The organism is Pseudoruegeria sp. HB172150 (genome assembly GCF_013184805.1).
Lineage (GTDB): Bacteria > Pseudomonadota > Alphaproteobacteria > Rhodobacterales > Rhodobacteraceae > Psychromarinibacter.
The window spans coordinates 35874-58097 of sequence record NZ_JAATNG010000006.1; the positions used below are offsets into that span (position 1 = coordinate 35874).

A 22224-nucleotide genomic window follows, 5' to 3' on the forward strand; every position below is an offset into this window, starting at 1 on the left:
CAACTGGGGTAATTTTGCCCCGCAGATTGGAGGGCCAGGAGATGGCTGGCAAGCGAGAGCAGCCGGAAGACCTCGTGATGAAGCTGCGGCAGGTTGAGGTGCTGCAGGGGCAAGGCCCTGGGATAACGGAGGCGGTGCGCCAGATCGGCGTAACGCAGACAACGTACAACCGACGGCGACGCCGGTACGGCGGGATGAACCTGTACCAGTTGAAACGCCTGAACGAGCTGGAGAAGGAGAATGCCCGGCTGCGGCGAGCAGCGTCGGACCTGACTCTGGACAAGTTGACCCCGACCGAGGCTGCTTGGGGGAACTTCTGAGCCCTTCGCGCCGACGCAAATGCATCGACCGCGTACGGCAGACCCTTGGCGCACTGGCCGCCGGGGTTTGCCGGAAGAGCAAAGGCACCCGACCCGCCTAGCCAAATACCCGATCCCGGATCCACCGAGGGGGCTTGCCACACGCTGACCTCCTCACCCTTGACCCGACCCGAATTCGCGACACCCCCGGCACACCGACTGCTGCCGACATCCCGCCGGGGAAGAGGCCGGGGCAGTTTCCCACCTTCGGTGCGCGCCGGTCGTCTCAATTCTAACGAGGAGATCTCGCTGGCTGGGGTGGTAGGATTCGAACCTACGGTACACGGTACCAAAAACCGCTGCCTTACCGCTTGGCTACACCCCAGCAGCGAAGCGTCTCTTACGGATTCGTGACGGTGTCTGCAAGCCCTGAAAGGGGAATTTTATCTCCCCGCTCACAGCCGGATCGGCATCTCCTTCGCCAGCCGGTCGAACGCCATCAGCGAGGCGACGAGGTCGCGCATCTGGTCCAGAGGGATCATGTTCGGCCCGTCCGAGGGGGCGTTGTCCGGGTCCTCGTGCGTCTCGATGAACACCGCCGCGACGCCCAGCGACACCGCGGCGCGGGCCATCACCGGCGCGAATTCGCGCTGCCCGCCGGACGAGCCGCCGCGCCCGCCGGGCTGCTGCACAGAATGCGTCGCATCCATCACCACCGGATATCCGGTCGCCGCCATCTGCGGCAGCGCCCGCATGTCCGTCACCAGGGTATTATAGCCGAAGGACGTGCCGCGCTCGGTCAGCAGGATCCGCCGGTTCCCGGTGCTCTCAAGCTTGGCCACGACGTTGGGCATCTCCCACGGCGACAGGAACTGGCCCTTCTTCACGTTCACCACCGCGCCGGTCTCTCCCGCGGCAAGCAGCAGGTCGGTCTGCCGGCACAGGAAGGCGGGGATCTGGATCACGTCCACCGCCTCCGCCGCTTGGGCGCACTGGTCGGGCAGGTGCACGTCGGTCAGCACGGGAACGTCGCAGGCCTTCCGCACCCCGGCCAGCAGCGCCAGCCCCTCGTCGATGCCGGGGCCGCGCCGCCCGGATACCGACGTCCGGTTCGCCTTGTCGTAGCTCGCCTTGAAGATGTATCCGGCGCCCGCCGCCGCGCAGGCTTCCTTCATGACGCCTGCGATCATCTGCGCATGGTCCGCGCTCTCCAGCTGGCAGGGCCCCGCGATCACCGTCAGGGGCTGGTCGTTGCCGATGGTCAGGTCGCCGATGCTTACGTCATTCATGGTCACTCGCCGGGCTCTCGCGAAGCCCCCTTCTTTTGCCTGCAGGATACCGGAGCGAGTGTTGTGAACCCACCGCTGGCCGCAGGGCCAGAGGATGGCGGGCTCCCCCTCCGCAACCGGTCCGCCAGGGGCGGAAACCGGCCGGTGCCAGCCCTACGATGCCACGCGGGACACGTCTAGCTCGATATCTGCTCTTTCAGCACGGCGACGGTCAGCGACACCATCAGGTAGATGCCCCCGAAGATCAGGAAGGCGAGGATTGTGTTCTCGAAGGCCCGCGGATAGCTCGGCTCGTCCGGGCGCACCGGCGAAACCGCCGTCTCAAGATAGCGCGTCTGCCGGTTCGCCTCGATCCGGGCGGTCTCCATCTGCTGAAGCGCCGCCTGCATCATCAGTTCCCGGGTCTGCAGCTCGCGCTCGGCAAGGCGCAGCTCGCCGGTGATCCGAGCCAGCGACTGGCCGTTCGAATTCGACACGGTCAGTTGCGACCGCAGTTCGGCGATCAGGTTTTCCAGCCGGTCGACATCGCCCTGCACGCCGTCGACCCGTGCCTGGTTCGGCCGCGCGTTGTCCAGAAGCTGCGACAGCTCCAGCCGCTTCTCGGCAAGCTGCGTTTCCAGCCCGGTGATCTGCGACATAAGGCCCTGCTGCTCGGTCACAGGATCCAGAACGCCCAGCTTTTCCTGCAGCTCCAGCACCTTCTGCTGTGCCTCGAACATCGACGCCTCGGCCTCTTCATAACTGTCGCGCGCGCCCTGCATCTGGTCGCCGCGCAGGCGTAGCGACAGGCTGTCGACCTGCTCCTCGGCGTATTGGATCAGCTTCTCGGCAAACTGCTCGCTCATGTCGGGATTGGCCGCCGTGACATCCATCTTGATGATGCCTTCGGTCGGGTCGTAGCTGATCTTCACCCGCTTCTTGTAGGCGCGGTAGGCCTGCTCGCGGGTGGCGTCGGTCTCCAGCCGCTGCAGCGGGTCGATCTCGGGATTGCTGAAATGCTCGATGAAGCCCAGATCCTCGTCCAGGCGCAGCATCGCGTCCATCGACTGCAGATAGCCCTGCACCGCGACGGAATCCTGGCTGGTTGCAAGACTGGTGCCAGAGAACATGCTGGCCAGCCCGCTGCCGCCCGCCGCCGGGTTCTGCGCCTTCTGGATCACGAATTCCGAATGGGTCGAATACATCGGCGTGGCGATGCGATAGAAATACCAGCCCGCGATCAGCGTCGGAATCAGCACGAAGAAGGCAAGCCGCGCCACCAGCTGCAGCAGCCTCCGGCGCCGCCGCCGCGCGATGTCGCGCTGCATCCTCAGGATTTCGCCGGCGCGTTCGTCGGGGGTGCGCACCTCGACAGAAGGCAGCTGCGGCCGCTCCACTGTCTGCGGCAGCGACCGGTCGCCGCCGGGCTCGGTCCCCGGCACCACCAGTTCCAGCATGTTGGCGCGCTCGAACGGATCGATGCCCTGCTTGCGCAGCAGCCGCACTGCGTCGAAATCGCTGACCGGGGCCAGCCCGTGTTTCTGCGCGACCCGCCGCGCCATCCGCAGCTGCCGGCCCGTCAGGCCCTCCTTGCGGATCTTCGTCAGCTCCAGCTCGTCGTCCAGATCCTGCGGCGTACTGATTTCCGGCTCACCGCCGTCGTTGCGCGTGGCGGGCAGGGGACCGTCGTTGAAACTGCCTTCCGAGCTCTCCGCGAACAGCATATCGTCGTCTTCTACGATCTCCGCCGCTGCGCTGTTGGCAGCCGCGGGCACCGCGCCGCCGTTGCCCGGCAGCGGCGAGACCCTGCGGATCCGGAATTTCTTAGCTTTGGGCTTCGTAGTCATAGAGAGCCTTCGCTTCTTCCAGGGTGTCGAACATTGTCAGCTGGCCATCCCGCAGTACGGCGGCGGAGCGGCAGAATTTTTCGAGCACTTCCGGTTTGTGGCTGACAACGATGATGGTGGCGCCTTCCAGGCGCTCACGCAGGATCGAACCTGCGCGCCTGTTGAACGCGACATCGGTCGTCGAGGGCATGCCCTCGTCGATCAGGTAAATGTCGAAATCGAGGGCGAGCAGCAGCGAGAAGTTAAGGCGTGCCTTCATGCCCTGGCTGTAGGTGCCGACGGGCATGTCGAAGTATTCTTCCAGATTGCAGATCCAGCGGCAGAACGCCTCGACATAGTCGGGATCGAGCCCGTAGAGCCGCGCGATGTACCGCACGTTTTCCCGCGCCGTGTGCTTGTGGACGACACCGCCCATGAAGCCCAGCGGGAAGGAGACGCGGCTGGTGCGGCGGATCGAGCCTTCGTCGGGCTTTTCCAGCCCGGCCATCATGTTGATGATCGTGGTCTTTCCGGTGCCGTTCGGCGCAAGGATGCCCAGTGAATTTCCCAGCTCCACCCGGAACGAGGCGCGGTCAAGGATCACCTTGCGCTGCTTGCCCGTCCAGAAGGACTTACTCACATTGTCGAACTCGATCATCCAAGCCCCTGGCGTCGTCTGTTCTGCCTCAACCGGATTTATCCAGTTATCGTTAAGCTGAACCTATAGACACGGTTTTGGGCTCAATTATGTCGCCTATGCTGCCAGATTATCAACGTTAAAGGCCTGTTTGCGGCGACAATGCGGCCTTGTTTCCGGCCATATGCGCGGAACTGGCGACAATCTCCGCGGGATTTCTGGTGTTACCGGTGATGCTGTTTCTGCACGCGGAACAGTTTTCCGGCCGCCACAGCCACGATCGCCGCCGAGAAGCTGAACAGCGCCCCCATCTTCGCGGCGTCCTGCACCGGACCGGGATCGAACGCGACCGAGGCGATGAAAAGCGACACCGTAAATCCGATCGCCGCCACGCAGCCCAGCACCACCAGATCCGCCAGCCGCATCCCGCTGGGCAGGCCCAGCCGCAGCGGCCGCGCCGCGATCCAGCCCATCACGAAGATCCCCACCGGCTTGCCGATCAGCAGCCCCAGCAGCACCAGCCATGTCGGCGCGCCGATGGCGCCGAACTCGACACCCGCATTGGTCAGCCCGAAGAAGAACAGGATGATCTCCACCGGATGCTTCAGCAGCCGCTGGATCTGGTTCAGCAGGTCGGTCAGGTAATGCTCCGCCTCGCTGAACAGCCCGAACGCGCGGTCCGCATGCGGGATCGCCGGCACGATCGGCAGCAGCCCCAGCGCCGGATGCAGCCCGCTGCGCTGGAACGCGTACCAGCTCACCGCACCGGCCAGCAGGTACGGCCAGAACGACAGCTTCTCCGCCACCCACGTCGAATGCGGGCGCAGCTGGTTGTGCCGGTCCATCCGCCGCGGCAGCACGTTGGCCAGCAGGTAAACCGCCACCGCCGCCCCCAGCGACACCAGCAGCCACTCCGGCGCCAGGTCCCCCGACGGGTAGAACACCGCAAGGATCACCAGCCCTAGCGCGTCGTCCGCGATCGCCAGCAGCAGCAGGAACCGCACCGCCGGATGTCCCGCCCCGAACACCAGCCGCCCCACGAGGTAGGAAAACGCGATATCCGTCGCCGTCGGCACCGCCCATCCGTTCGACACCGCCTGAAACACGTCCGACCCCATGAAAGACGCCAGCCCAAGGTAGACGATGATCGGCCCCGTCATCCCGCCCAGCGTCGCGATCAGGGGTGTCGCCGCCCGCCGTCCGCGCAAGGACCCGTTATGCAGCGCCACCGCCTCCCAGACCTCCTTCGCCGCCATCGCAAAGAACAGCGCCATCAGCACGTCGTTGATCAGGAAATGCACGGTCAGCACGCGGGTCACGTCGCCGATGCCGTCGATATGGTAGTCCTCGCCGTGCAGGGTCACCCATGTCTGCGCGTCCGTGCCAAGCAGGTCGTTGAACCAGATCGGGTATTCGACAAAGTGGTGATAGGTCGCCGGGTCGGTATTCGCCCAGATCAGCGCAAGCAGAGCGCCGGCGACCAGCAGGATCGAGTAGTTGGTGACAAAGTCCCAGACCCGATACATGGGCCGCCGGTGTCTGTGTTCCATATCCGCCGGATAGCGGCTCTCACCGCGGCGGGCAACAGGTCAAAACCGCGCTCAGGCGACAAGGCCCCAGATCGAACCGGCGATGATCGCGCCAGTCACGGCGATGCCCAGATAAGCGGCAAAAACGCGCGGCTTCACCAGCGCCCAGACCGCCACCGCCGCCGGGATACAGCTGATCCCGCCCGCGACCATGAAGGCCATCGCGGCGCCGTTCGACATGCCCTGATCCAGCAGCGCATCGACCAGCGGCACCGCGGCATAGCCGTTCAGATACGCCGGCGCGCCCACCAGAGCCGCCATCAGGATCGGGCCCGGCCCGGTGCCGCCCAGCAGGTTCGCCACCGTCTCCGCCGGCACATAGTGCAGCATCAGCGACTCGAGCATGTAGGCCAGCAACAGCCACTTGCCGAGGAACAGCGCGTTCTCCAGCGCCGTGTCGCGGAAGGTCTCGCGCCGCTCGGCTTCGGTCCAGAACGCCCAGTGCGGCCGTCCGGTGAAGGGGTTTGTCCCGCAGGTCGACTGGCAGCAGCTTTTCTTCGGCTGTTGTTTCAGCGGGTCCGCAAACACCGCGGTCTTCGCGAACAGCATCACCGTCACGCCGCCCAGAAGCCCGATGGCCACGGCCGCCACGGTCTTGGCCACCGCGAAATCCCAGCCCAGCGTGCCCGAGGTGATCAGGAACATCGCCGGATCCATCAGCGGGCTCGCCAGCCAGAAGGCCATGACCGCCGACAGGGGCGCGCCCATCGCCAGCAGCGCCGCGATGAACGGAATGACCTGGCACGAACAGAAGGGCGACAGCCCGCCCAGCAGGGCCGCCAGCACGATCATCCGCGCCTCGCGCCCCTCAAAGGCTTTCGCCAGCAGAGATTCCGCCCCGGTCGCCTTCATGTAGGCGACCGCCAGCACCGCGAGGACGATGTAGATCCCGGTCCGGGCCAGTGCCCCCGCTGCGAAGGTCACAGTCAGCCAGGCCTGGTCGGGATCGAACAGCGCCAGCATCAGCGGGATCAGCAGGATCACCAGCCACGCCTTGTCGAGCCGCTTCCACAAATTGGGAAGGTTCGGCAGCCGTCCGGTCAGGTCAGTCATGGCAATGCTCTCCGTCTTCCTCGCAGGTTTCGCAATCGGCGCAGCATTCCGACAGGAGGAAGTCGGACAGGGCCTGCAGCTCTTCATGTGCCGCGGCGGCACAGATGATCGAGCGGCCCTTCTTCTCCTGCGTCACCAGACCGGCCTGGGTCAGGATCTTCATGTGATGTGTCAGGGTAGAGCCCGTGATCCCCGACCGTTGGCCAAGCTCGCCGATGGTTAGGCCCTCAGGACCCGCCCGGACCAGCACGTTCAGCACGCCAAGCCGCTGCTCGGACCCGAGTGCTGCAAAGGTCGAAGCGGCTTCGACAGGGGTAAGGCGGGAATCACGGTGTATCTTCATGATTCGACATTTCTAGAATTATCGAACCAAAGTCAAGTGCCGGATCTACTCCGCCGCGATGCGCCGCGCCAGCGGACCGACCCTCGTTCCATGCTCTGCATGAACCCGGGCCAGCACCGTCTCGCAATGGTCAAGGTACCGCTTGCGGTTCATCTTGACCTTCATCACCGAAGCCGCGCGCCGGGGCAGGGGGAACCAGCGGTCCGGGTCCAGCCCGCATCGGTTCAGCACGTCGAAGGGCAGGGCATCCATCAGCTGGATCATGTTGTAGACCGCATGCGTCAGCACCGTCAGGTACCACAGCTGCCGCCCCTCCTTCAGCAGCTCGACAAGGTCGATCTCGTAAATCGGAACCTCCGGCAGCTTCCCGAGGTAGAACAGATGCGCGCAGAAATAGCCGCTGGCGCTTGGCAGGAAATGCACGGCTGAGCGCTGCGAGATCGTCAGGATCGCCCCGTTCGGCGAAAGGTACGGCGTGTAAGGCATCTGCTTGCGGAACAGGTGCCCGGTGCAGTTGACGAAGATCGATCCTTCCGGCACCGCCATCCGCCCGCCGTCGCGCATCACCAGTTCGGTCCCGTCCGCGCCGTCCACGACATCTTCCAGGTAGCCGGGAATTACCGCATCGAGCCCGCCGGCTATTTCGGTGCTCTCGCTCTCCGACAGGATGCCCAGCATGAATTGCGCGCCCTTGCCGGTCGGGCAGACGGTGTAGGTCTGTCGGAAGTAGTCAAAGGCGTCCTCTGTATTCGCCCCGTCGAAATGCATCACCACGTCGGTGATCGCGGTCAGCTGCAGCGGGCTTCCCCACCAGCGTCCGCCCGCACCGTCCGGAAACATTTTCGTCCGGTTGATGAACACGGTGCCGCGCCCGTTGATCAGTCGGATCGGCCGCGTCGTCGCCTGCCGCATCAGCATCTGCACCGTGTCCATGCCGGTCTTGCCGCCGCCGACAACGTAGACCGGGGCATCGCCGTCGGTCAGCACGTCGTTCAGCGCTTCGGGCGTGGTCGAGGTCACGGCCCCGCTGCTCAGCGTCAGCGGCTCCTTCCCGGTCACGTCGAACCCCGGCGCGTTCACCACGCGATTTGCCTCGACCACCAGTTCCGTTCCGTCCGTCACGTCGCGGCAGACCAGCCGGGCGCCGGGCCCGTCGGTGCCGAACGTTTCCGCGATATGCTCCAGCTCGAATCCGAAGCGCTCGACCAGATCGACACGGTCCCGGATGCGGTCGAGACAGTTCTGCAGATGATCCCGCACCTCCTGCCCGGTGGCGAGGTAGTTGGCCGGCATGTCCCAGCCCCAGGGCAGGTCGCCCACGGTGAACATCCGGTGCGGCTGGTGCAGTCGGACATAGCCATAGGCGTCGTTCCACATGCCCCCCGCGCGCGGCTTGCGGTCGATCAGAACGATCTTCGCGTCCCTGGGCAGATACTCGGTCGCGACAAACAAGGCGTTCAGCCCTGCGATGCCTGCGCCTACGATGGCCAGGTCACACTGATCCACTCTCGTTTGTGCCATTGCCGCAACCCCGGACCGATGTCCCCCGCATAATCAGACCACAATGTGGGGGCCGCAGCAATCGCCTTCAGCGTGTACGACTTCACGACCGCGCGCGGGCGTCTGTGCTTCCCCGTTCCCTCCGAATGTGCTGGCCACCGGGTTGTCGGTCCGCGCACATTACGGAACAGCGGCCCTCGTTCTCTGAAGAGTGTTCCCACACCTACGTTTGCGCTAACATGCCTGAAATCAATGACTTGACCCCCCGTCCCCATGGGGACGCTTCCATTTTCCCCTCCTTGCGCCCCGCCGCCAAACCCCTACCTTCACCCCCATGCCGCCCTCCCTCGACACCCTCCGCGCTGAGATCCAGTCCTGCCGCCTCTGTGCCGCCCGCTTCGCCGCGACCGCCACCGCCCATCAGCCGCGCCCCGTCGCCTGGTTCCGCCCCGGCGCCCGGATCCTCGTCGCCGGCCAGGCCCCCGGCGCGCGTGTCCACGCCTCCGGCAAGCCCTTCGACGATCCCTCCGGTGACCGCCTCCGCGACTGGATGGGCATCGACCGCGACACCTTCTACGACCAGACCCGCCTCGCCATCATCCCGATGGCCTTCTGCTTCCCCGGCTACGACGCCAAAGGTGCCGACCTGCCGCCGCCCCGGATCTGCTCCGAGACCTGGCACGCCCCCCTGATGGACGCCCTCGACGGCATCCGCCTGACCCTCCTCGTCGGCGGCTATGCCCACCGCTGGCACCTCGGCCCCTCGGCCCGCTCCGTCACCCCCACCGTCGCCGCCTGGCGCGACCATCTGCCTTCGGTCTTCCCCTTGCCGCATCCCTCCTGGCGCAATACCGGGTGGCTGAAGAAAAACCCCTGGTTCGAGGCCGAGCTTCTGCCCGTCCTCCGAGCCCGCGTCGCCGAGGTGCTGGAATGACCGAGACCCCACTGGACCGCGCCCACGCCGCGATGGACGCCGCCCCCGAAGATGACGCCGCCCGCCTCCGCTTCTACGACCGTCTGGCCGAGGCGGAGCTGGTCATGCTCCTGGCTGCCGATGCTGACGGGGATACGGTCGAGCCCGAACTTTTCGAGGTCGAAGGCGGCCGCTTCGTGCTCGTCTTCGACAGCGAAGCAAGGCTCGCCGAGTTCATCGGCCGCACCGCCCCATACGCGGCGCTTTCCGGCCGGGCAATCGCGTCCATGCTTGCGGGGCAGGGGATCGGGCTCGGTTTGAACCTCGAAGTCGCAGCATCCTCGATCCTTATCCCTGCCGAGGCAGTGGACTGGCTCGCCGCCACCCTGGCTCAGCGTCCAAGGGAAGTGTTTGAACGCCCCGAGGACGTCTCCCGGCCAGTTGGCGTTCCGGAGGCGTTGCTGAATGCGCTGGATCAAAAACTGGCTACCGCCACCGGGTTTGCCCCACTCGCCTATCTTGCGTCGGTTGTCTATTCCGGCGGCAGGCGCGGTCACCTGCTTGCATTCGTCGATGCCGCGACAGAGGTCGAACCGGCACTGTCTCAGGCCGTCGGCGAGGCGCTGGTGTTTTCTGGACTGGACGCCGGCGAGATCGACGTCGCATTTTTTGCTGCGACCGATCCCATGGCCGGGCGCCTTGCCATGACCGCGCTCAGGATCGACCTGCCAGTTCCGGATGAAGTTCAGATTCTCTCACCCAGCGCACCCGGGATGGACCCTGACAAGCCGCCGAAGCTGCGCTGATACAGGCGCGGCAGTGAGGAAAGTTGGGAGCATCAGGCAGTCGCCAAGGCTCGTCCTGGCAATGTTCTCTTCAGGAATGCCGCCCGTCTGGGTTAACGAATTACAACCATTGGAAGAATTTTATCCAATAATCTATACTTATAAATTTCACTAATGCAACTTTTTCGCTTAATGATTTTGCGTAATATCTGGAGGTTGACGTCGAGTTAGAGTGTGAAAATAATTAACGTGGCAACGATTGTCAAGAATATAACACTTTATGAAGTGAAAAGAATCAAGTTATAGGTACATCCTGAGGTTGTGAATAACGTTGCGGCTTTTCGCAGCGGCAAAAGGAGGACTGAATAATGATCAAGTTCCTGAAAGATATCTCTTACTCGGGTGAACATCTGGCGGCGTTCCAGGCAGATCCGGAAAGCTTCCTTGATCGCTACGACGCGATGACGCCTCACGAGCGCGCGCTCATCCTGAGCGGGGATTCAAGCGCGATTTCTGGCTACATCAACGATCCGTCCAACCAATATGGCGGCAAGCTGGACTATCGTGCAACGACCACAATCGTAACCGTTGTCGCTGTCATCCTGGCTCCCAAGGTCGAAGCCTCGGAAACAACTGCCGAAGAATATCACGATGGCTTCTGGTCGCACGTTGCCGAGCGCTCGGCAGCATTTGCACATTAAGGAGGCTGTCATGTTGCGTTTGATCGCGACCGTCTTTGTTACGGTCACGCTTTTCACCGCGCCGCTGGCGGCGCAGGAGGGCATCGACGAGGAACTGGCGCAGATCAAGGCTGCACTGGAAAGTATCGAGAGCAAGGCGGAAGGTGGTGACCCGCATGCGGCCTTCGTGATGGCATCGCTCTATCACATCGGCATCTTCGTGGCGGCCGACCGCCCCAAAGCCATCGGCTATCTCAAGGCTTCCTCAGAAGGCGGCGACCCGGATGGTATGTACTATCTGGCGCTTCACATGATCCACGGAGTCGACATGGAACGCGACGTGGAGGGTGCGAAAGCGCTGTTCCAGCAAGCAGCAGATGCAGGGCACGCGCCCGGCCAGCTCGCAATGGATGTCTACCTGAGTGAATGACCGAGAGATCGGATCGGAAGGGCGCGCGCAGCCGCGCCCTTTTCATGCAAATTCCGGAGTGAACCGATGGGACTCACTGTTGTAGGAACCGGCATCTGTTTTCCGAGCCAGATGACGTTCGAGGCAGCGGACGCAATCAAGATGGCGGACATAACCCTGTTTAACGTGGGGAACCATGCCATTGCGACGGACTGGCTGCGAAGCAATGCGCGCGCTTTTACAGATCTCTATGAGTTTTACGCAGAAGGAAAGAATCGAACCGAATCCTACGAGGAAATGGTCGATGCGATCCTGACCGAACTGCACGCCGGCAAGACGGTGGTGGCTGCATTCTACGGACATCCCGGCGTGTTCGTTGGTCCTGGTTTTGAAGCGATCAAGCGCGCCCGCAAGGAAGGTTTCGATGCGCGCATGTTGCCCGGTGTATCTGCCGTCGATTGCATGTTCGCGGACCTGGAATTTGACCCGGCCCCGTATGGATGCCGAATGGTCGAGGCGACCGATTACGTGCTCATGGATCGCGATTATGATCCGCGAACGCCATTGATCATCTGGCAGGCCGGCGTCGTGGGCGACATGACGTTCAATATTGTCAGCGGTCCCACTTCGCAGAACACCGATCTGTTGAAGACCCGTTTGCTTCGCGACTACCCCGAAGACCACCCCATCATTTCTTATGTCGCCGCAACCCTTGCAGGTATGAAGCCGCAGACCGGCGTGGCAACGGTGGGAACGCTCGAGACCTTGAAACTCAACGCCTCATCGACCTGCCTGGTGCCGCCGGTGTTCGATCACAGCCTGGACGCGGAACTTGGCGTTCCGTTCCAGACGCAATTGCTGCAGTCGATCCGTGAGGCACAGGACAGGTCGGCGACAGTCAACTAAGCCGATGGGATCAGAAATCAGGCGTCGGTCAGGTCGACGACGGCCGCGTCCGGCGCGTTTTTCATGACGGATTGGATCCCATTGTCGCGGCCCGAGGTGCTGGTATAGCTCTCGGACGTTCCGATGACCTGTCCGTTGGTGGCCTTGAGGTTGAACATGTAGCCGCCGGACTTGGTTTCCTTGCGCTCGAAACGACCGTCTTCGGCCGCATTCCGCTTGACCGACTCGATGCCGTTTTCGGCACTCGCCCGCTGCTTATAGCCTTCGCTGGCAAGGATGACTTCGCCGTTACCTGCTTTCAGGCGGAACCGGAATTCGCCCGCCTTGTCTTTGTACAGTTCAAATTTTCCAGCCATCTCTATCCCTCACTGTCAATCGCGGGGTCAGTCCCCCAGTTTCGCATGAACCTCGTCAAGATCGATCTCTGCCACGGGCATCTTGTTGGCGGGGTTCTCGAAATCGTATTTGAACACTTCGAAGTCGCGCTTGTAAATCTCATAGACCAGATGCATCGACAGGTCGTCGAAATAGTCTTCTACAGGATGCGCGCGTTTCGGGCCGTGGCCCTCGCTTTCGTTGAAACGCGGCATGGTTTTCAGGTCGACAGGGTGCGCCACCTCGACGGCGTCGAGGACGGATTGCATCCCCTCGTTGAACTTCTCGGTGAAGAAGATGTTGTCGTAGCGGCCGCCGTTGACGATGAAGGTCGAGACATGGCCCGACATGGCGGACCAGTGGATGTCCGGATCCATCGGACGCCGCCAGCGGATCGTGTCGCGCGCGAACAGAAGAAACCGCCGGAACGACCGGATCTGATCGAATTCCTGCTTCCCGTCGTCGCCGCCAACCTCGATCCCGTATTTCTGTATCAGCAGCGGAACCAGGTTTCCGCGGTACCGGCGGCCATTGCGTTGGATGCCGCAGATCTTGTCGAAGAACGACGACAATATCCGCGTGTAGGGGTTCCTGACGCAGGTAAAGGAATAGGACTTGTGGTTCTGGACGTTGTCGGTGATCCGCGGCTGGTTGTTTTCCTGCGACCACTTGCACAGGCCGTCCTCGGCGTCGTGGATATCGCCATCGTAGAACCGCCCGTGGTCGGAATAGAACATGACCTGACCGATGGTCGAGCAGGCGCATTTCGGCACGACCCTGTAGACCATGGATTCGCTCTCGGTCATCCAGGTGCCTGGAAAGCCCATATGCGTCGCCTCCTGTAGCCGGCGTTTTCCCACCCCCGTGTCCCCGGCTTGATTGCATTGGAAAAGAGCAAAGAATGACTGTTTTTTCAATGCTTCTTCGCGTTATGAAAGCAGACAGTCGGCGGCAGACGGGCAATTCTTGCGAAACATGGCGAAGATCGCGTTCATTCTTCTGTGCCACAAGGACCCGAAGGCGATCGTTGCGCAGGCGCGGCAGTTGACCGCGATGGGCGATTACATAGCCATCCACTTCGATGCTCGAGCCCCACAAGAGCAATACGAAACGATCCGTAATGCCCTGAAAGATAACCCGAATGTCACATTCGCCAGGCGGCGGATCAAATGTGGCTGGGGGGAATGGTCACTGGTCGCCGCAACCCTTCAGGCCGTGGAAGTCGCAGTCGAAGCGTTTCCGCGCGCCACGCATTTCTACATGCTGTCCGGCGACTGTATGGCAATTAAATCTGCCGAGTATGCACACGCCTTTCTGGACGCCGAAGACGTCGACTACATTGAAAGTTTTGATTTTTTCGAAAGTGACTGGATCAAGACCGGGTTGAAGGGCGAAAGGCTTCACTACCGTCACGTCTTCAACGAGAGGAAACACAAAAACCTGTTTTACGCCGCGCTCCGCTTTCAGGAAAAACTGGGCATCCGTCGAGAGATACCGTCCGATCTACAGATCATGATCGGGTCGCAGTGGTGGTGCCTGAGGCGGCAGACAGTAGAAAGCATTGTCGGCTTCATCCGCAAAAGGCCCGATGTCGTTAAGTTTTTCCGGACGACCTGGATACCGGACGAGACCTTTTTCCAGACGCTGGTTCCGCACCTGGTGGCAGAGCAGGAGATTCGGACCCGAACCCTGACCTTCCTGATGTTCACCGATTACGGAATGCCGGTGACCTTTTACAACGATCACTACGACCTGCTCTTGTCTCAGGACTACCTGTTCGCGCGCAAGATATCGCCCGGCGCGGCAGTGCTTAAGCGCCGGCTGGGCGACCTGTTTGCTTCTCACGAGATGACCTTCCAGATCTCGAATGAAGGCCGCAGTCTGTTCCAGTTCCTGACCGGGCGCGGTCGCATTGGGCGCCGGTTTTCCCCGAGATTCTGGGAAACCGAATCGTCGCTGGGCCGAGAGCGCGTGTTGATGATCGTTTTGTGTAAGAAATGGCACGTCGCAAAGCGTCTCGTTGATCAAATTCATTCGATAACTGGAATCCCAACTATCGAGTATCTGTTCAACGAAGAGGGCACTCCGTTGCCAGACCTGGGAGGTATCCAACGGTCTATCGCGAAGCGCACCCGACACCGGCGCGCGTTGATGCGAATGCTTTTCGACTTCTACGACACCAACCGCCTGGTCATCTGCCTGGATCCATCGAACATTGACCTGCTTCGAGATTTCAACTCGGACCGTTCAACGACGAAGATGCTGGAGGTGCAGTGTGCGTTCTCCGACGACTACCTGATCGGGCACGCCAAACGGGTCGGGCTCGCCGGTGACCGTACGCCACAGGAGACTCTGGATGCGCTGCTCCCCACGATCCGCGCCGATTTCGTTTTCGAAAGCGACCAGATTCGCGACGCCGAATTCGAGCATGTGTTCAAGATGCGCGAAGACGGACCTGTGGAAGAGAACACCTTGGCCCTTGCGCGGTTCCTCGATATCCCAGAGAAACAGGCGCGCGAGATCGCGGAATCCGGCTACCTGTTTGTGGATTGAGGGGCGGTATGGGCTACCACTACGATGACCAGAACATTTTCGCCAAGATCCTGAGAGGCGAAATCCCGAGCGAACCGCTTCTGGATACGGAGCATTCCCTGGCTTTCCGGGATATCCGGCCCCAGGCACCAACCCATGTTCTCGTCATCCCGAAAGGGCCCTATGTTTGCTACGACCATTTCGCACAGGACGCTTCGGATGCGGAAATCGTTGATTTCACTCGCGCTCTCGGTTCGATGTGCAAGGAACTCGGCGTGGCAGGCAACGGCTGGCGCATGATAGCGAATGCGGGTGCGGACGCGGTACAGGAAGTTCCGCACATGCATGTCCATATCCTTGCTGGACGCTCGCTAGGCCGGATGCTGGAGCCTGCGTCTTAACGACCCTTGTCGGCCTTAACTCGATCATTAGAATTCGCAGAGAAACTCAGCCAGACGAATGAGCCAATGCCAATGACCATCGAAGCGCCCGAAGTCGAATACGTCACCACCACTCGCGTCGCCTGTGACGGGGGGGAGGGTGCGCTGGGCCATCCGCGCGTCTGGCTTTCGATCCCGCCGGAGACCGGCTGGGTGGAATGCGGCTATTGCGATAAGCGCTTCATCCTGAAGGAAGGCGCCGAACCCGAAGGGCACTAGCTCAACGCAGTCGCCCAGCGGTGCTGCGGGCGCATTTTGGCGCACAATTCTGAGGCAGCCGCAGCGTCCGCCGCCGTTTGCACCAAACGTTACTTCGCGGATACCATTCACGGGTATAGGCTGGTGCCATGAGCGAAGAGGCAAACAACCTAACTGCCGAGCCGACCTACTCGCGGCCGGAACTTATCAGCGACGCTGTGGTACATATAGCGGCGCTTGTCCTGGCCGTAGGCGCGGTGCCTGTACTTATCACGCTGACAGCCGTTTGGCGCGGTGATGCGCCGGGCATCTTCGGCGTGTCGCTATATGGGGCTACGCTGATCCTGATGCTGTCCGCATCGCTCGCCTACAACCACATCCCTAAACCCGATTGGAGAGAGACGCTTCGACGTCTCGACCATTCGGCGATCTACTTCAAGATTGCCGGCACTTATACGCCGTTCACTCTTTTGTCCAAAGCCGGCTGGGGGTTGCTATCCACAGTGTGGAGCATGGCCCTCCTGGCAACGCTTTCCGCCTTTCTGATGCGGCGGCGTTCGACGCTCCTTGGTGTCGCGATCTGCCTTGCAATGGGCTGGACTGTCCTGCTCGGCGGGCGCGATCTGATGGCGATGCTGTCTACCCCGGTCGTAGTGCTGATGGTTTCCGGCGGCGTACTCTACAGCCTTGGGACGCTTTTTCTGTTGCTGGAACGGATGCGTTTCCACAATACGATCTGGCACGTCTTCGTCGTCACCGCCTCGATCCTGTTTTTCGTCGCGGTCTTCCTGCACGCGGCTCAGACGGCCTGATACAGCGACTCTCACAGAACATGCGACAAAAAAGGGGCGGAAACGTCTCCGCCCCTGTCGAATTCAATTCAGGCCGTTCAGGCGGCGTGGCGACGCCGGTTGTTCAGCTCGCGCTGAAGCGCCTTCGCGGCCAGATGCATGCCGGACTTTTCCAGGTCCTCGATGCGTTGAATCAGCTCTTCGTCGGTCATGCTCATCTGTTTCTCCTTCTTTCTTTCGACCAATCTCGTGTCGGGGCGCCGCAAAGCACGCGGTCGGGCGATAGGCCGCTTGCGGACAGGGAGTGCCCTGACTGGAAAGCTCCGGGACGGCAAAGCACGCGATGGGCGCACATATCCCGGGGGCCGGGACGGTAAGCCACTGAAGCGGCAGGCCCGGACTGACCGGCGTGATATGGCAAGAACCGCGCCGGATATCAACCCGATGGCCATTGAGACGTTACGATACGGAAGGGGGAAAGCAGTGATTGAGGTTGGTTGCGCAACTTTATGGTTGCATAAAAAATCGAATCGCCGCATTTATTATGCAACCAATAGGTAGCATAATTAAGCACCGGCCGTGGAGGACCTCGATATGAAGGATATGATTGAAAAAACCATCTGGATTGACGCGCCGCTCCAGGCCGTCTGGTCCGCGCTGGTGGACGCCGGAGAGTTCGGCACCTGGTTCCGCGCCAAGGTCGAAGGTCCATTGGAAAAGGACCGCACCGTCTGGCTCGAGAGCCTGTCAAAGGGACATGAAGGCGTTCGTTTCTGGCTGCGCCCGGTCCGGTTTGATGAGCCGAACCAGTTTGAATTCGACTGGCCTGCGGGAGACGCGCCAACCGACGCCGATCCACAGAAATCACAGACGAACCGCGTCACCTTCGACCTTGCCGAGGAAGGCGGCGGCACCCGCGTCACGGTGACAGAATCCGGTTTCGCGAGCCTGCCCAAAGAGATTGCGGAGCGTAAGTATCCCGACAATACGAAAGGCTGGGAAATCCAATTGGAGAACATCAAAGCACATGTCGAAGGCTGACCCGGCACGCGTGTTCTCTGCCCTGGGCGATCAGGTTCGTCTGGATCTGCTCGCCCGGCTGTCGGAGGTCGACAGCCTGCCGCTCGGCCGGCTGGTCGCGGATTGCGATATGACCCGACAGGGGGCAACGAAGCACCTTAAGGTGCTGGAGGCTGCCGGACTCGTCGAAGCGGAAACGGTAGGGCGCGAACGGCACCTGAGGCTGGCGCCGGATGGTCTTTTGCAGGCTCAAAGCTACCTCAATGGTATCGCGCGTGGCTGGGAGGACGTTCTGGGTCGCCTGAAGGCGCACGTCGAACGCGCACAGCGCTGAGCCGCCGCTGGTTCAGCGGTTTGTTGTCCTTTCTGCCGATGCGTTAACACGGGACTATGCAAGCCAAAACAGCGTGCTATGCTGCGCCTGATTCATTTACGTTGAATTCATCCTATTTGGGAGGAAGATATGTCACTGGGGTCCGTTACCGTTCTGCTCGGCACAACAAAAGGTGTATTTTTGCTTGATGGCGGGACCGACCGCGATGGTTGGGAGATAACCGGACCATTCTGCGATGGGTGGCCAATCAACCATGTCATCGGCGATCCCGAGACCGGCACAATCTGGGCTGGTGGCGGGGGAGATTTTACCGGAGCAGGGGTCTGGCGCTCGACCGACGGCGGCCAGAGCTGGGCCAAGGCGCGGCTGACCAAGGGTGACATGGATAACTGGGCGGCGAACGATCCGGATTTCGCCGCGATGATCGGCTGGACGGAAGAGCCTCTGCCATTCGGCGACGAATTCAAGCAGATCTGGAGCCTCAACCACGCCCACGGAACTCTGTATGCCGGGACCAAGCCGGCATCGCTGCTGGCCAGCGAAGATGGCGGTGAGACATGGGAAAAACTGGAAGGGCTGACAAATCACCCTTCTGCCGACAGCTGGAACCCGGGCGCCGCCGGGCTCGTGCTTCACACGATCGTCGCGCACCCCGAGGAACCGGAGACGATGTGGATCGGAATCTCCGCCGCAGGGGTGTTCGCCACCGAAGATGGCGGCAAAAGCTGGGAGCGGCGCAACCGGCTTTCAAATGCCGAAGCTTGCCACGGCCATGCGCACCCGGCAGGGCCCGCCAACGGAGATGTGGGCCACTGTGTTCACAACATGATGCGGGCGCCGGGCGGCGGCGACGTCCTGTACCAGCAGAACCACCATGGAGTCTGGCGCTCCGGCGATGGCGGGCGCAGCTGGGATGACATAACCGACGGCCTGCCCAGCACGTTCGGCTTCCCAATCCGGGTGCATCCACGTGATCCCCAGACAATATGGACCTTGCCGCTCAATGGGGACAGTGTCGGTCGTTTCCCGCCCGACGCGGCGGCAGCGGTTTGGCGTTCGCGTGACGGCGGCGAAAGCTGGGAAGACATGCGCGATGGCCTGCCCCAAAAGGGCTGCTATTTTACAGTACTGCGGCAGGCCATGGCCGGCGACAGCCGTGACCCGGCGGGCCTTTATTTTGGCACGAATTCCGGTTCCGTCTTTGCAAGCACTGACGAGGGGGACAGCTGGCAAGAGGTCGCGCGCCATTTGCCCACTATTCTGTCGGTCGAAGTGCTGGATTGCGCGTAAAACCAGGTTCATCAAACAGTCTGGTAGCGCGGCGAACCGGTCTATGGAGCCCTCCGGCGATCTCCGACATCAGATTGTCGCCTTGGTGTTGGGCACCACCAAAGTGATGTCCCGAATTGCCGCGTAAAGGCTTTACGTGATTTGCTCTCTCGGTCGCCAATGCATTTTGTTCAATGATTTTTTTTGCAGATTGTCTTGGTCAATACTCGGGAAAAACGTTCCTGCTGGGGCCCAATAAGAATGGGCTCAACTGAATGAGCACCGAGCAGAGTCTCGGTCATAATGTGTGCAAACCCAGAGACTTCCGTAAGGGAAATCGGCAATCTGCTGCCGATTGGTAAGCAAAATGCGTGCAATGTGATAATTCCGAATCTACTCTCAGAGGTAGAACAGCCACTTATAAGGCGCATAAGGGGGGAAAATGACTGCGTTAAAGACTGGCAGGATTCCGTTCTGGGTGCTCTTTATCCTTGTATTGGTGAATTTTCTTGTCTTTGTCGTTGGCGCCGTTACGGTCTATTCGTTCCTATTCGGAAGTATCCAGTCCAGCTTCTTCATAATTCTGGGGGCTGTAATCTGGGGCGGCCTCTTGATAGACGGCTTTTTTGCCTATTTCGAACTCCGCCGGCGCAATCTTCGAGAGCACAACCGTTCAGCGAAATAGGCCGTCTAAGGTCGCTCACTCGGTTAATGCCAGCTTGTGATGTATACACATTTCACGGATACTTGAGGCGTGACCGTAGAAAATATGGTTTTTCGCTTTCGTTCCCGAATTACCTGTGCAAAACAGTCGGAAATAAAGTGCCGTAGCGAGCCAGGGTTTCTTGTGTGCACCACCGGATGCACGCTGGACTAGCAAGCAAGAGACACACCTCACAACCTGGACGACTACTATGAACACGACCGCTCGGTGTGCCCGCCTGCGCACGCACCCCCCTGTGCTTTCGACTTCGAGATTTGGTGCCGTGGCTGCGCTATTGGGTTGCACCGCCCTTGTACTCCCGACGGGAGCGACAGCGCAGAGTTACGAAAAGCTTGGGACCGTCTACCTGGAAGGTATCGAGGACGACTCGAACACCATCGTGGCGGGCACCGAATCTACCGGCACCAAGACCGACGCCGATATCCTTGACACACCGGCCTCCGTATCGGTCGTGACAGAAAAGGAAATCGAGCTTCGCGGTGCGTCGAACCTGCAGGACATCCTGTCATACACTGCGGGCGTGACGGTGGATGAGTTCGGCACAGATGACCGCTACGACTACTATCGCATACGCGGCTTTGACGAGCTGGCGATGGGGACCTACCGCGACGGTCTTCCGGTCCGCGGGTTCGGCTGGACATTCCCGCGCAGCGAACCCTATGCGTTCGATCGGGTCGAGATCCTGAAAGGTTCGAACTCCTCGCTCTTCGGCCTGAACGCACCAGGCGGGCTGGTAAACCAGACCACGAAGCGGCCGAAACCCTACAAATTCGGAGAGGTCTACACCACCTTCGGCGAAGACCACATCGAGTTCGGCACGGACTTTGGCGACGTGCTCGACGAGAACGGTGTCTGGAGCTATCGCGTCACCGCCAAATGGCAGGACTCGGCCTACACCTACGATTACTCGAACGACGACCGCGCCTATCTCGGTCTTGCACTCAGCTACCGACCGACCGACGCGACCGAACTGACCTTCCTCGCGAACTACAATGACCGCGATGGCGTGCCGGGCATCGGGTTCCCGGCCGGGATAGACATCGACCGTACCACGTTCCTTGGCGAACCGGAGTTCAACAAGTTCAACACGATCGACCGGAACGTCGGTTTGGCGTTCAGCCACGATTTCGGAAACGGCCTGAAATTCCGGTCGAATGCGCGGTACGGGCTATTGGACGTTGACTACGAGCAGGTCTACGGCGGTTCGACTACCCCCGCGGTGGATCGCGAGGCCTTTGCCGTCTACAGCGACAGCGAGCAATTTGCTTGGGACAACCAGCTGATCTACGAAACGAGTTTCGGCAGCATCGACAGCCGCACGATGGTCGGGCTGGAGTACAGCTGGCTCAAAGTGGACGAGACGGCTTATTACGGCATCGCAACCGGGATCGACATCAACAATATCGCATACTGCGGCTCATCCTGCGTCACGCTCTTTAACTACATCGATTGGGTGCCGGAGCAGACCACCCGCGCGATCTATGCGCAGGAAGAGCTGACGTTCTCCGACCGCTGGATTGCCACGCTGGGTGTACGCTATGACGACGTTGACGTAAGCGTCGAGGATCATCTTTACGGAACAACCACGGACAAAAATTATACTGCTTTCACCAAGCGAATGGGGCTTACCTACAAGGCAACGCCCAACCTGTCCTTTTATGCCAACTACTCGGAATCCTTCGAGCCGAACGTCTGGAATCTTGCTGAAGACCCCAAGGAAGGAACCCAGTACGAAGTCGGCCTGAAATATCGGCCCGAGGGCGTGAATGCCCTCATCACGGCTGCGGTGTTCGACCTGACCCAGACCAACGTAAACAGCTACGTAACGCCCACCACCCAGCGCCAGATAGGTGAAGTCGGCGTGCGCGGCTTCGAACTGGAGGGCAAGATGGCACTGAATGAGCGTGCCAACCTGACCTTCGCCTATTCGTACTGGGACGCCGAGATCCGGGAAGACGGGATTGCTGGCAACGTCGGCAACCGTCCCTCGCGTGTACCAGAGCATATCGCGTCTATCTGGGCCGATTACACGCTCCCGGGCGAAGGATGGCGCGGTGATATGACCTTCGGTCTTGGCGTGCGCTATGTGGGCGACACCTTCGGCGACGATGCCAACACGACCAAGGTGCCGGGCTACACGCTGGTGGATGCCGCTTTTGTCTACGGCGTGACCGACGACGTGGACCTGTCGCTCAACGTCCTGAACCTGTTCGACAAGGAATACGTGGCCTCGAGCTACTACGGGACCGAGTATTACGGCGACGGGCGCACCATTCTGGCCACGCTGAAATACAGCTGGTAACTCATTCGGGCAGTCTGCCGGCGGCGGGCTG

General features: G+C 61.2%; 23 protein-coding genes and 1 tRNA gene. 14 read left to right on the forward strand and 10 right to left on the reverse strand.

Going from position 1 to position 22224, the window contains the following annotated elements; all coding sequences use genetic code 11:
• The first annotated feature begins 41 nt into the window (after positions 1-41).
• On the forward strand, positions 42-320 hold the full coding sequence (locus tag HCO70_RS20610; RefSeq protein ID WP_172299765.1) for a transposase: 279 nt from the start codon (positions 42-44) through the stop codon (positions 318-320).
• Between the two features lie 289 nt (positions 321-609).
• On the opposite strand, the gene HCO70_RS20615 is transcribed toward HCO70_RS20610, so the two are convergent.
• From HCO70_RS20615 to HCO70_RS20650, 8 genes are all read right to left on the reverse strand, one after another.
• Positions 610-684 (reverse strand) — tRNA-Gln (locus HCO70_RS20615).
• A 70-nt stretch (positions 685-754) separates the two neighbouring features.
• Positions 755-1588, reverse strand: coding sequence for a 3-deoxy-8-phosphooctulonate synthase (gene kdsA, locus HCO70_RS20620; RefSeq protein WP_172299767.1), 834 nt, complete (start codon positions 1586-1588; stop codon positions 755-757).
• 176 nt (positions 1589-1764) lie between these two features.
• Positions 1765-3414 carry a capsule biosynthesis protein gene (locus HCO70_RS20625; protein ID WP_172299769.1) on the reverse strand — a complete coding sequence of 550 codons (1650 nt, stop codon included), beginning with the start codon at positions 3412-3414 and terminating at the stop codon, positions 1765-1767.
• On the reverse strand, positions 3392-4051 hold the full coding sequence (locus HCO70_RS20630; protein ID WP_172299771.1) for an ABC transporter ATP-binding protein: 660 nt from the start codon (positions 4049-4051) through the stop codon (positions 3392-3394). The genes HCO70_RS20625 and HCO70_RS20630 overlap by 23 nt, the downstream gene beginning before the upstream one ends.
• A gap of 203 nt (positions 4052-4254) precedes the next feature.
• On the reverse strand, positions 4255-5556 hold the full coding sequence (locus HCO70_RS20635) for a Na+/H+ antiporter NhaA (protein WP_172299773.1): 1302 nt from the start codon (positions 5554-5556) through the stop codon (positions 4255-4257).
• A gap of 75 nt (positions 5557-5631) precedes the next feature.
• Entirely contained in the window at positions 5632-6672 is a 1041-nt protein-coding gene (locus HCO70_RS20640) for a permease (protein WP_172299775.1), read from the reverse strand.
• Positions 6665-7015 (reverse strand): helix-turn-helix transcriptional regulator, encoded by a 351-nt coding sequence (locus tag HCO70_RS20645; RefSeq protein WP_172299777.1) that lies wholly within the window; start codon positions 7013-7015, stop codon positions 6665-6667. Before HCO70_RS20645 ends, HCO70_RS20640 begins: the two co-directional genes overlap by 8 nt.
• A gap of 45 nt (positions 7016-7060) precedes the next feature.
• A complete protein-coding gene (locus HCO70_RS20650; protein WP_172299779.1) occupies positions 7061-8536 on the reverse strand; it encodes an FAD-dependent oxidoreductase in 1476 nt (491 codons plus the stop codon).
• Positions 8537-8849: 313 nt separating this feature from the next.
• On the opposite strand from HCO70_RS20650, the gene HCO70_RS20655 reads away from it, so the two are divergent.
• The 5 genes from HCO70_RS20655 (at position 8850) to HCO70_RS20675 (ending at position 12208) form a co-directional block, all read left to right on the forward strand.
• Positions 8850-9449: a uracil-DNA glycosylase family protein gene (locus HCO70_RS20655; RefSeq protein WP_172299781.1), complete on the forward strand. Its 600-nt coding sequence runs from the start codon at positions 8850-8852 to the stop codon at positions 9447-9449.
• Positions 9446-10234 carry an SseB family protein gene (locus HCO70_RS20660; protein WP_172299783.1) on the forward strand — a complete coding sequence of 263 codons (789 nt, stop codon included), beginning with the start codon at positions 9446-9448 and terminating at the stop codon, positions 10232-10234. Before HCO70_RS20655 ends, HCO70_RS20660 begins: the two co-directional genes overlap by 4 nt.
• Positions 10235-10581: 347 nt before the next feature.
• Positions 10582-10914, forward strand: coding sequence for a hypothetical protein (locus HCO70_RS20665; protein ID WP_172299785.1), 333 nt, complete (start codon positions 10582-10584; stop codon positions 10912-10914).
• 10 nt (positions 10915-10924) lie between these two features.
• On the forward strand, positions 10925-11323 hold the full coding sequence (locus HCO70_RS20670) for a tetratricopeptide repeat protein (protein ID WP_172299787.1): 399 nt from the start codon (positions 10925-10927) through the stop codon (positions 11321-11323).
• A gap of 66 nt (positions 11324-11389) precedes the next feature.
• Complete coding sequence (locus HCO70_RS20675; RefSeq protein ID WP_172299788.1) at positions 11390-12208, forward strand: SAM-dependent methyltransferase; 819 nt, start codon at positions 11390-11392, stop codon at positions 12206-12208.
• Between the two features lie 17 nt (positions 12209-12225).
• Here the strand turns inward: HCO70_RS20675 and HCO70_RS20680 are convergent, their stop codons facing one another.
• Positions 12226-12564, reverse strand: a complete 339-nt coding sequence (locus HCO70_RS20680; protein ID WP_172299789.1) for a YegP family protein — start codon at positions 12562-12564, stop codon at positions 12226-12228.
• Positions 12565-12591: 27 nt separating this feature from the next.
• On the reverse strand, positions 12592-13410 hold the full coding sequence (locus HCO70_RS20685; RefSeq protein WP_172299790.1) for a sulfotransferase family protein: 819 nt from the start codon (positions 13408-13410) through the stop codon (positions 12592-12594).
• A gap of 148 nt (positions 13411-13558) precedes the next feature.
• On the opposite strand from HCO70_RS20685, the gene HCO70_RS20690 reads away from it, so the two are divergent.
• The 8 genes from HCO70_RS20690 (at position 13559) to HCO70_RS20725 (ending at position 22193) form a co-directional block, all read left to right on the forward strand.
• Positions 13559-15136, forward strand: coding sequence for a DUF5928 domain-containing protein (locus HCO70_RS20690; protein ID WP_172299791.1), 1578 nt, complete (start codon positions 13559-13561; stop codon positions 15134-15136).
• An 8-nt stretch (positions 15137-15144) separates the two neighbouring features.
• Entirely contained in the window at positions 15145-15516 is a 372-nt protein-coding gene (locus tag HCO70_RS20695) for an HIT domain-containing protein (protein ID WP_172299792.1), read from the forward strand.
• 72 nt (positions 15517-15588) lie between these two features.
• On the forward strand, positions 15589-15774 hold the full coding sequence (locus HCO70_RS20700) for a zinc-finger domain-containing protein (RefSeq protein ID WP_172299793.1): 186 nt from the start codon (positions 15589-15591) through the stop codon (positions 15772-15774).
• A 128-nt stretch (positions 15775-15902) separates the two neighbouring features.
• A complete protein-coding gene (locus HCO70_RS20705; RefSeq protein ID WP_172299794.1) occupies positions 15903-16565 on the forward strand; it encodes a hemolysin III family protein in 663 nt (220 codons plus the stop codon).
• Between the two features lie 573 nt (positions 16566-17138).
• On the forward strand, positions 17139-17585 hold the full coding sequence (locus HCO70_RS20710; protein WP_172299795.1) for an SRPBCC domain-containing protein: 447 nt from the start codon (positions 17139-17141) through the stop codon (positions 17583-17585).
• Entirely contained in the window at positions 17572-17898 is a 327-nt protein-coding gene (locus HCO70_RS20715) for a helix-turn-helix transcriptional regulator (protein ID WP_172299796.1), read from the forward strand. Before HCO70_RS20710 ends, HCO70_RS20715 begins: the two co-directional genes overlap by 14 nt.
• Before the next feature lie 129 nt (positions 17899-18027).
• Complete coding sequence (locus tag HCO70_RS20720; protein WP_172299797.1) at positions 18028-19188, forward strand: exo-alpha-sialidase; 1161 nt, start codon at positions 18028-18030, stop codon at positions 19186-19188.
• A gap of 965 nt (positions 19189-20153) precedes the next feature.
• On the forward strand, positions 20154-22193 hold the full coding sequence (locus tag HCO70_RS20725; protein ID WP_371742290.1) for a TonB-dependent siderophore receptor: 2040 nt from the start codon (positions 20154-20156) through the stop codon (positions 22191-22193).
• Positions 22194-22224: the final 31 nt, after the last annotated feature.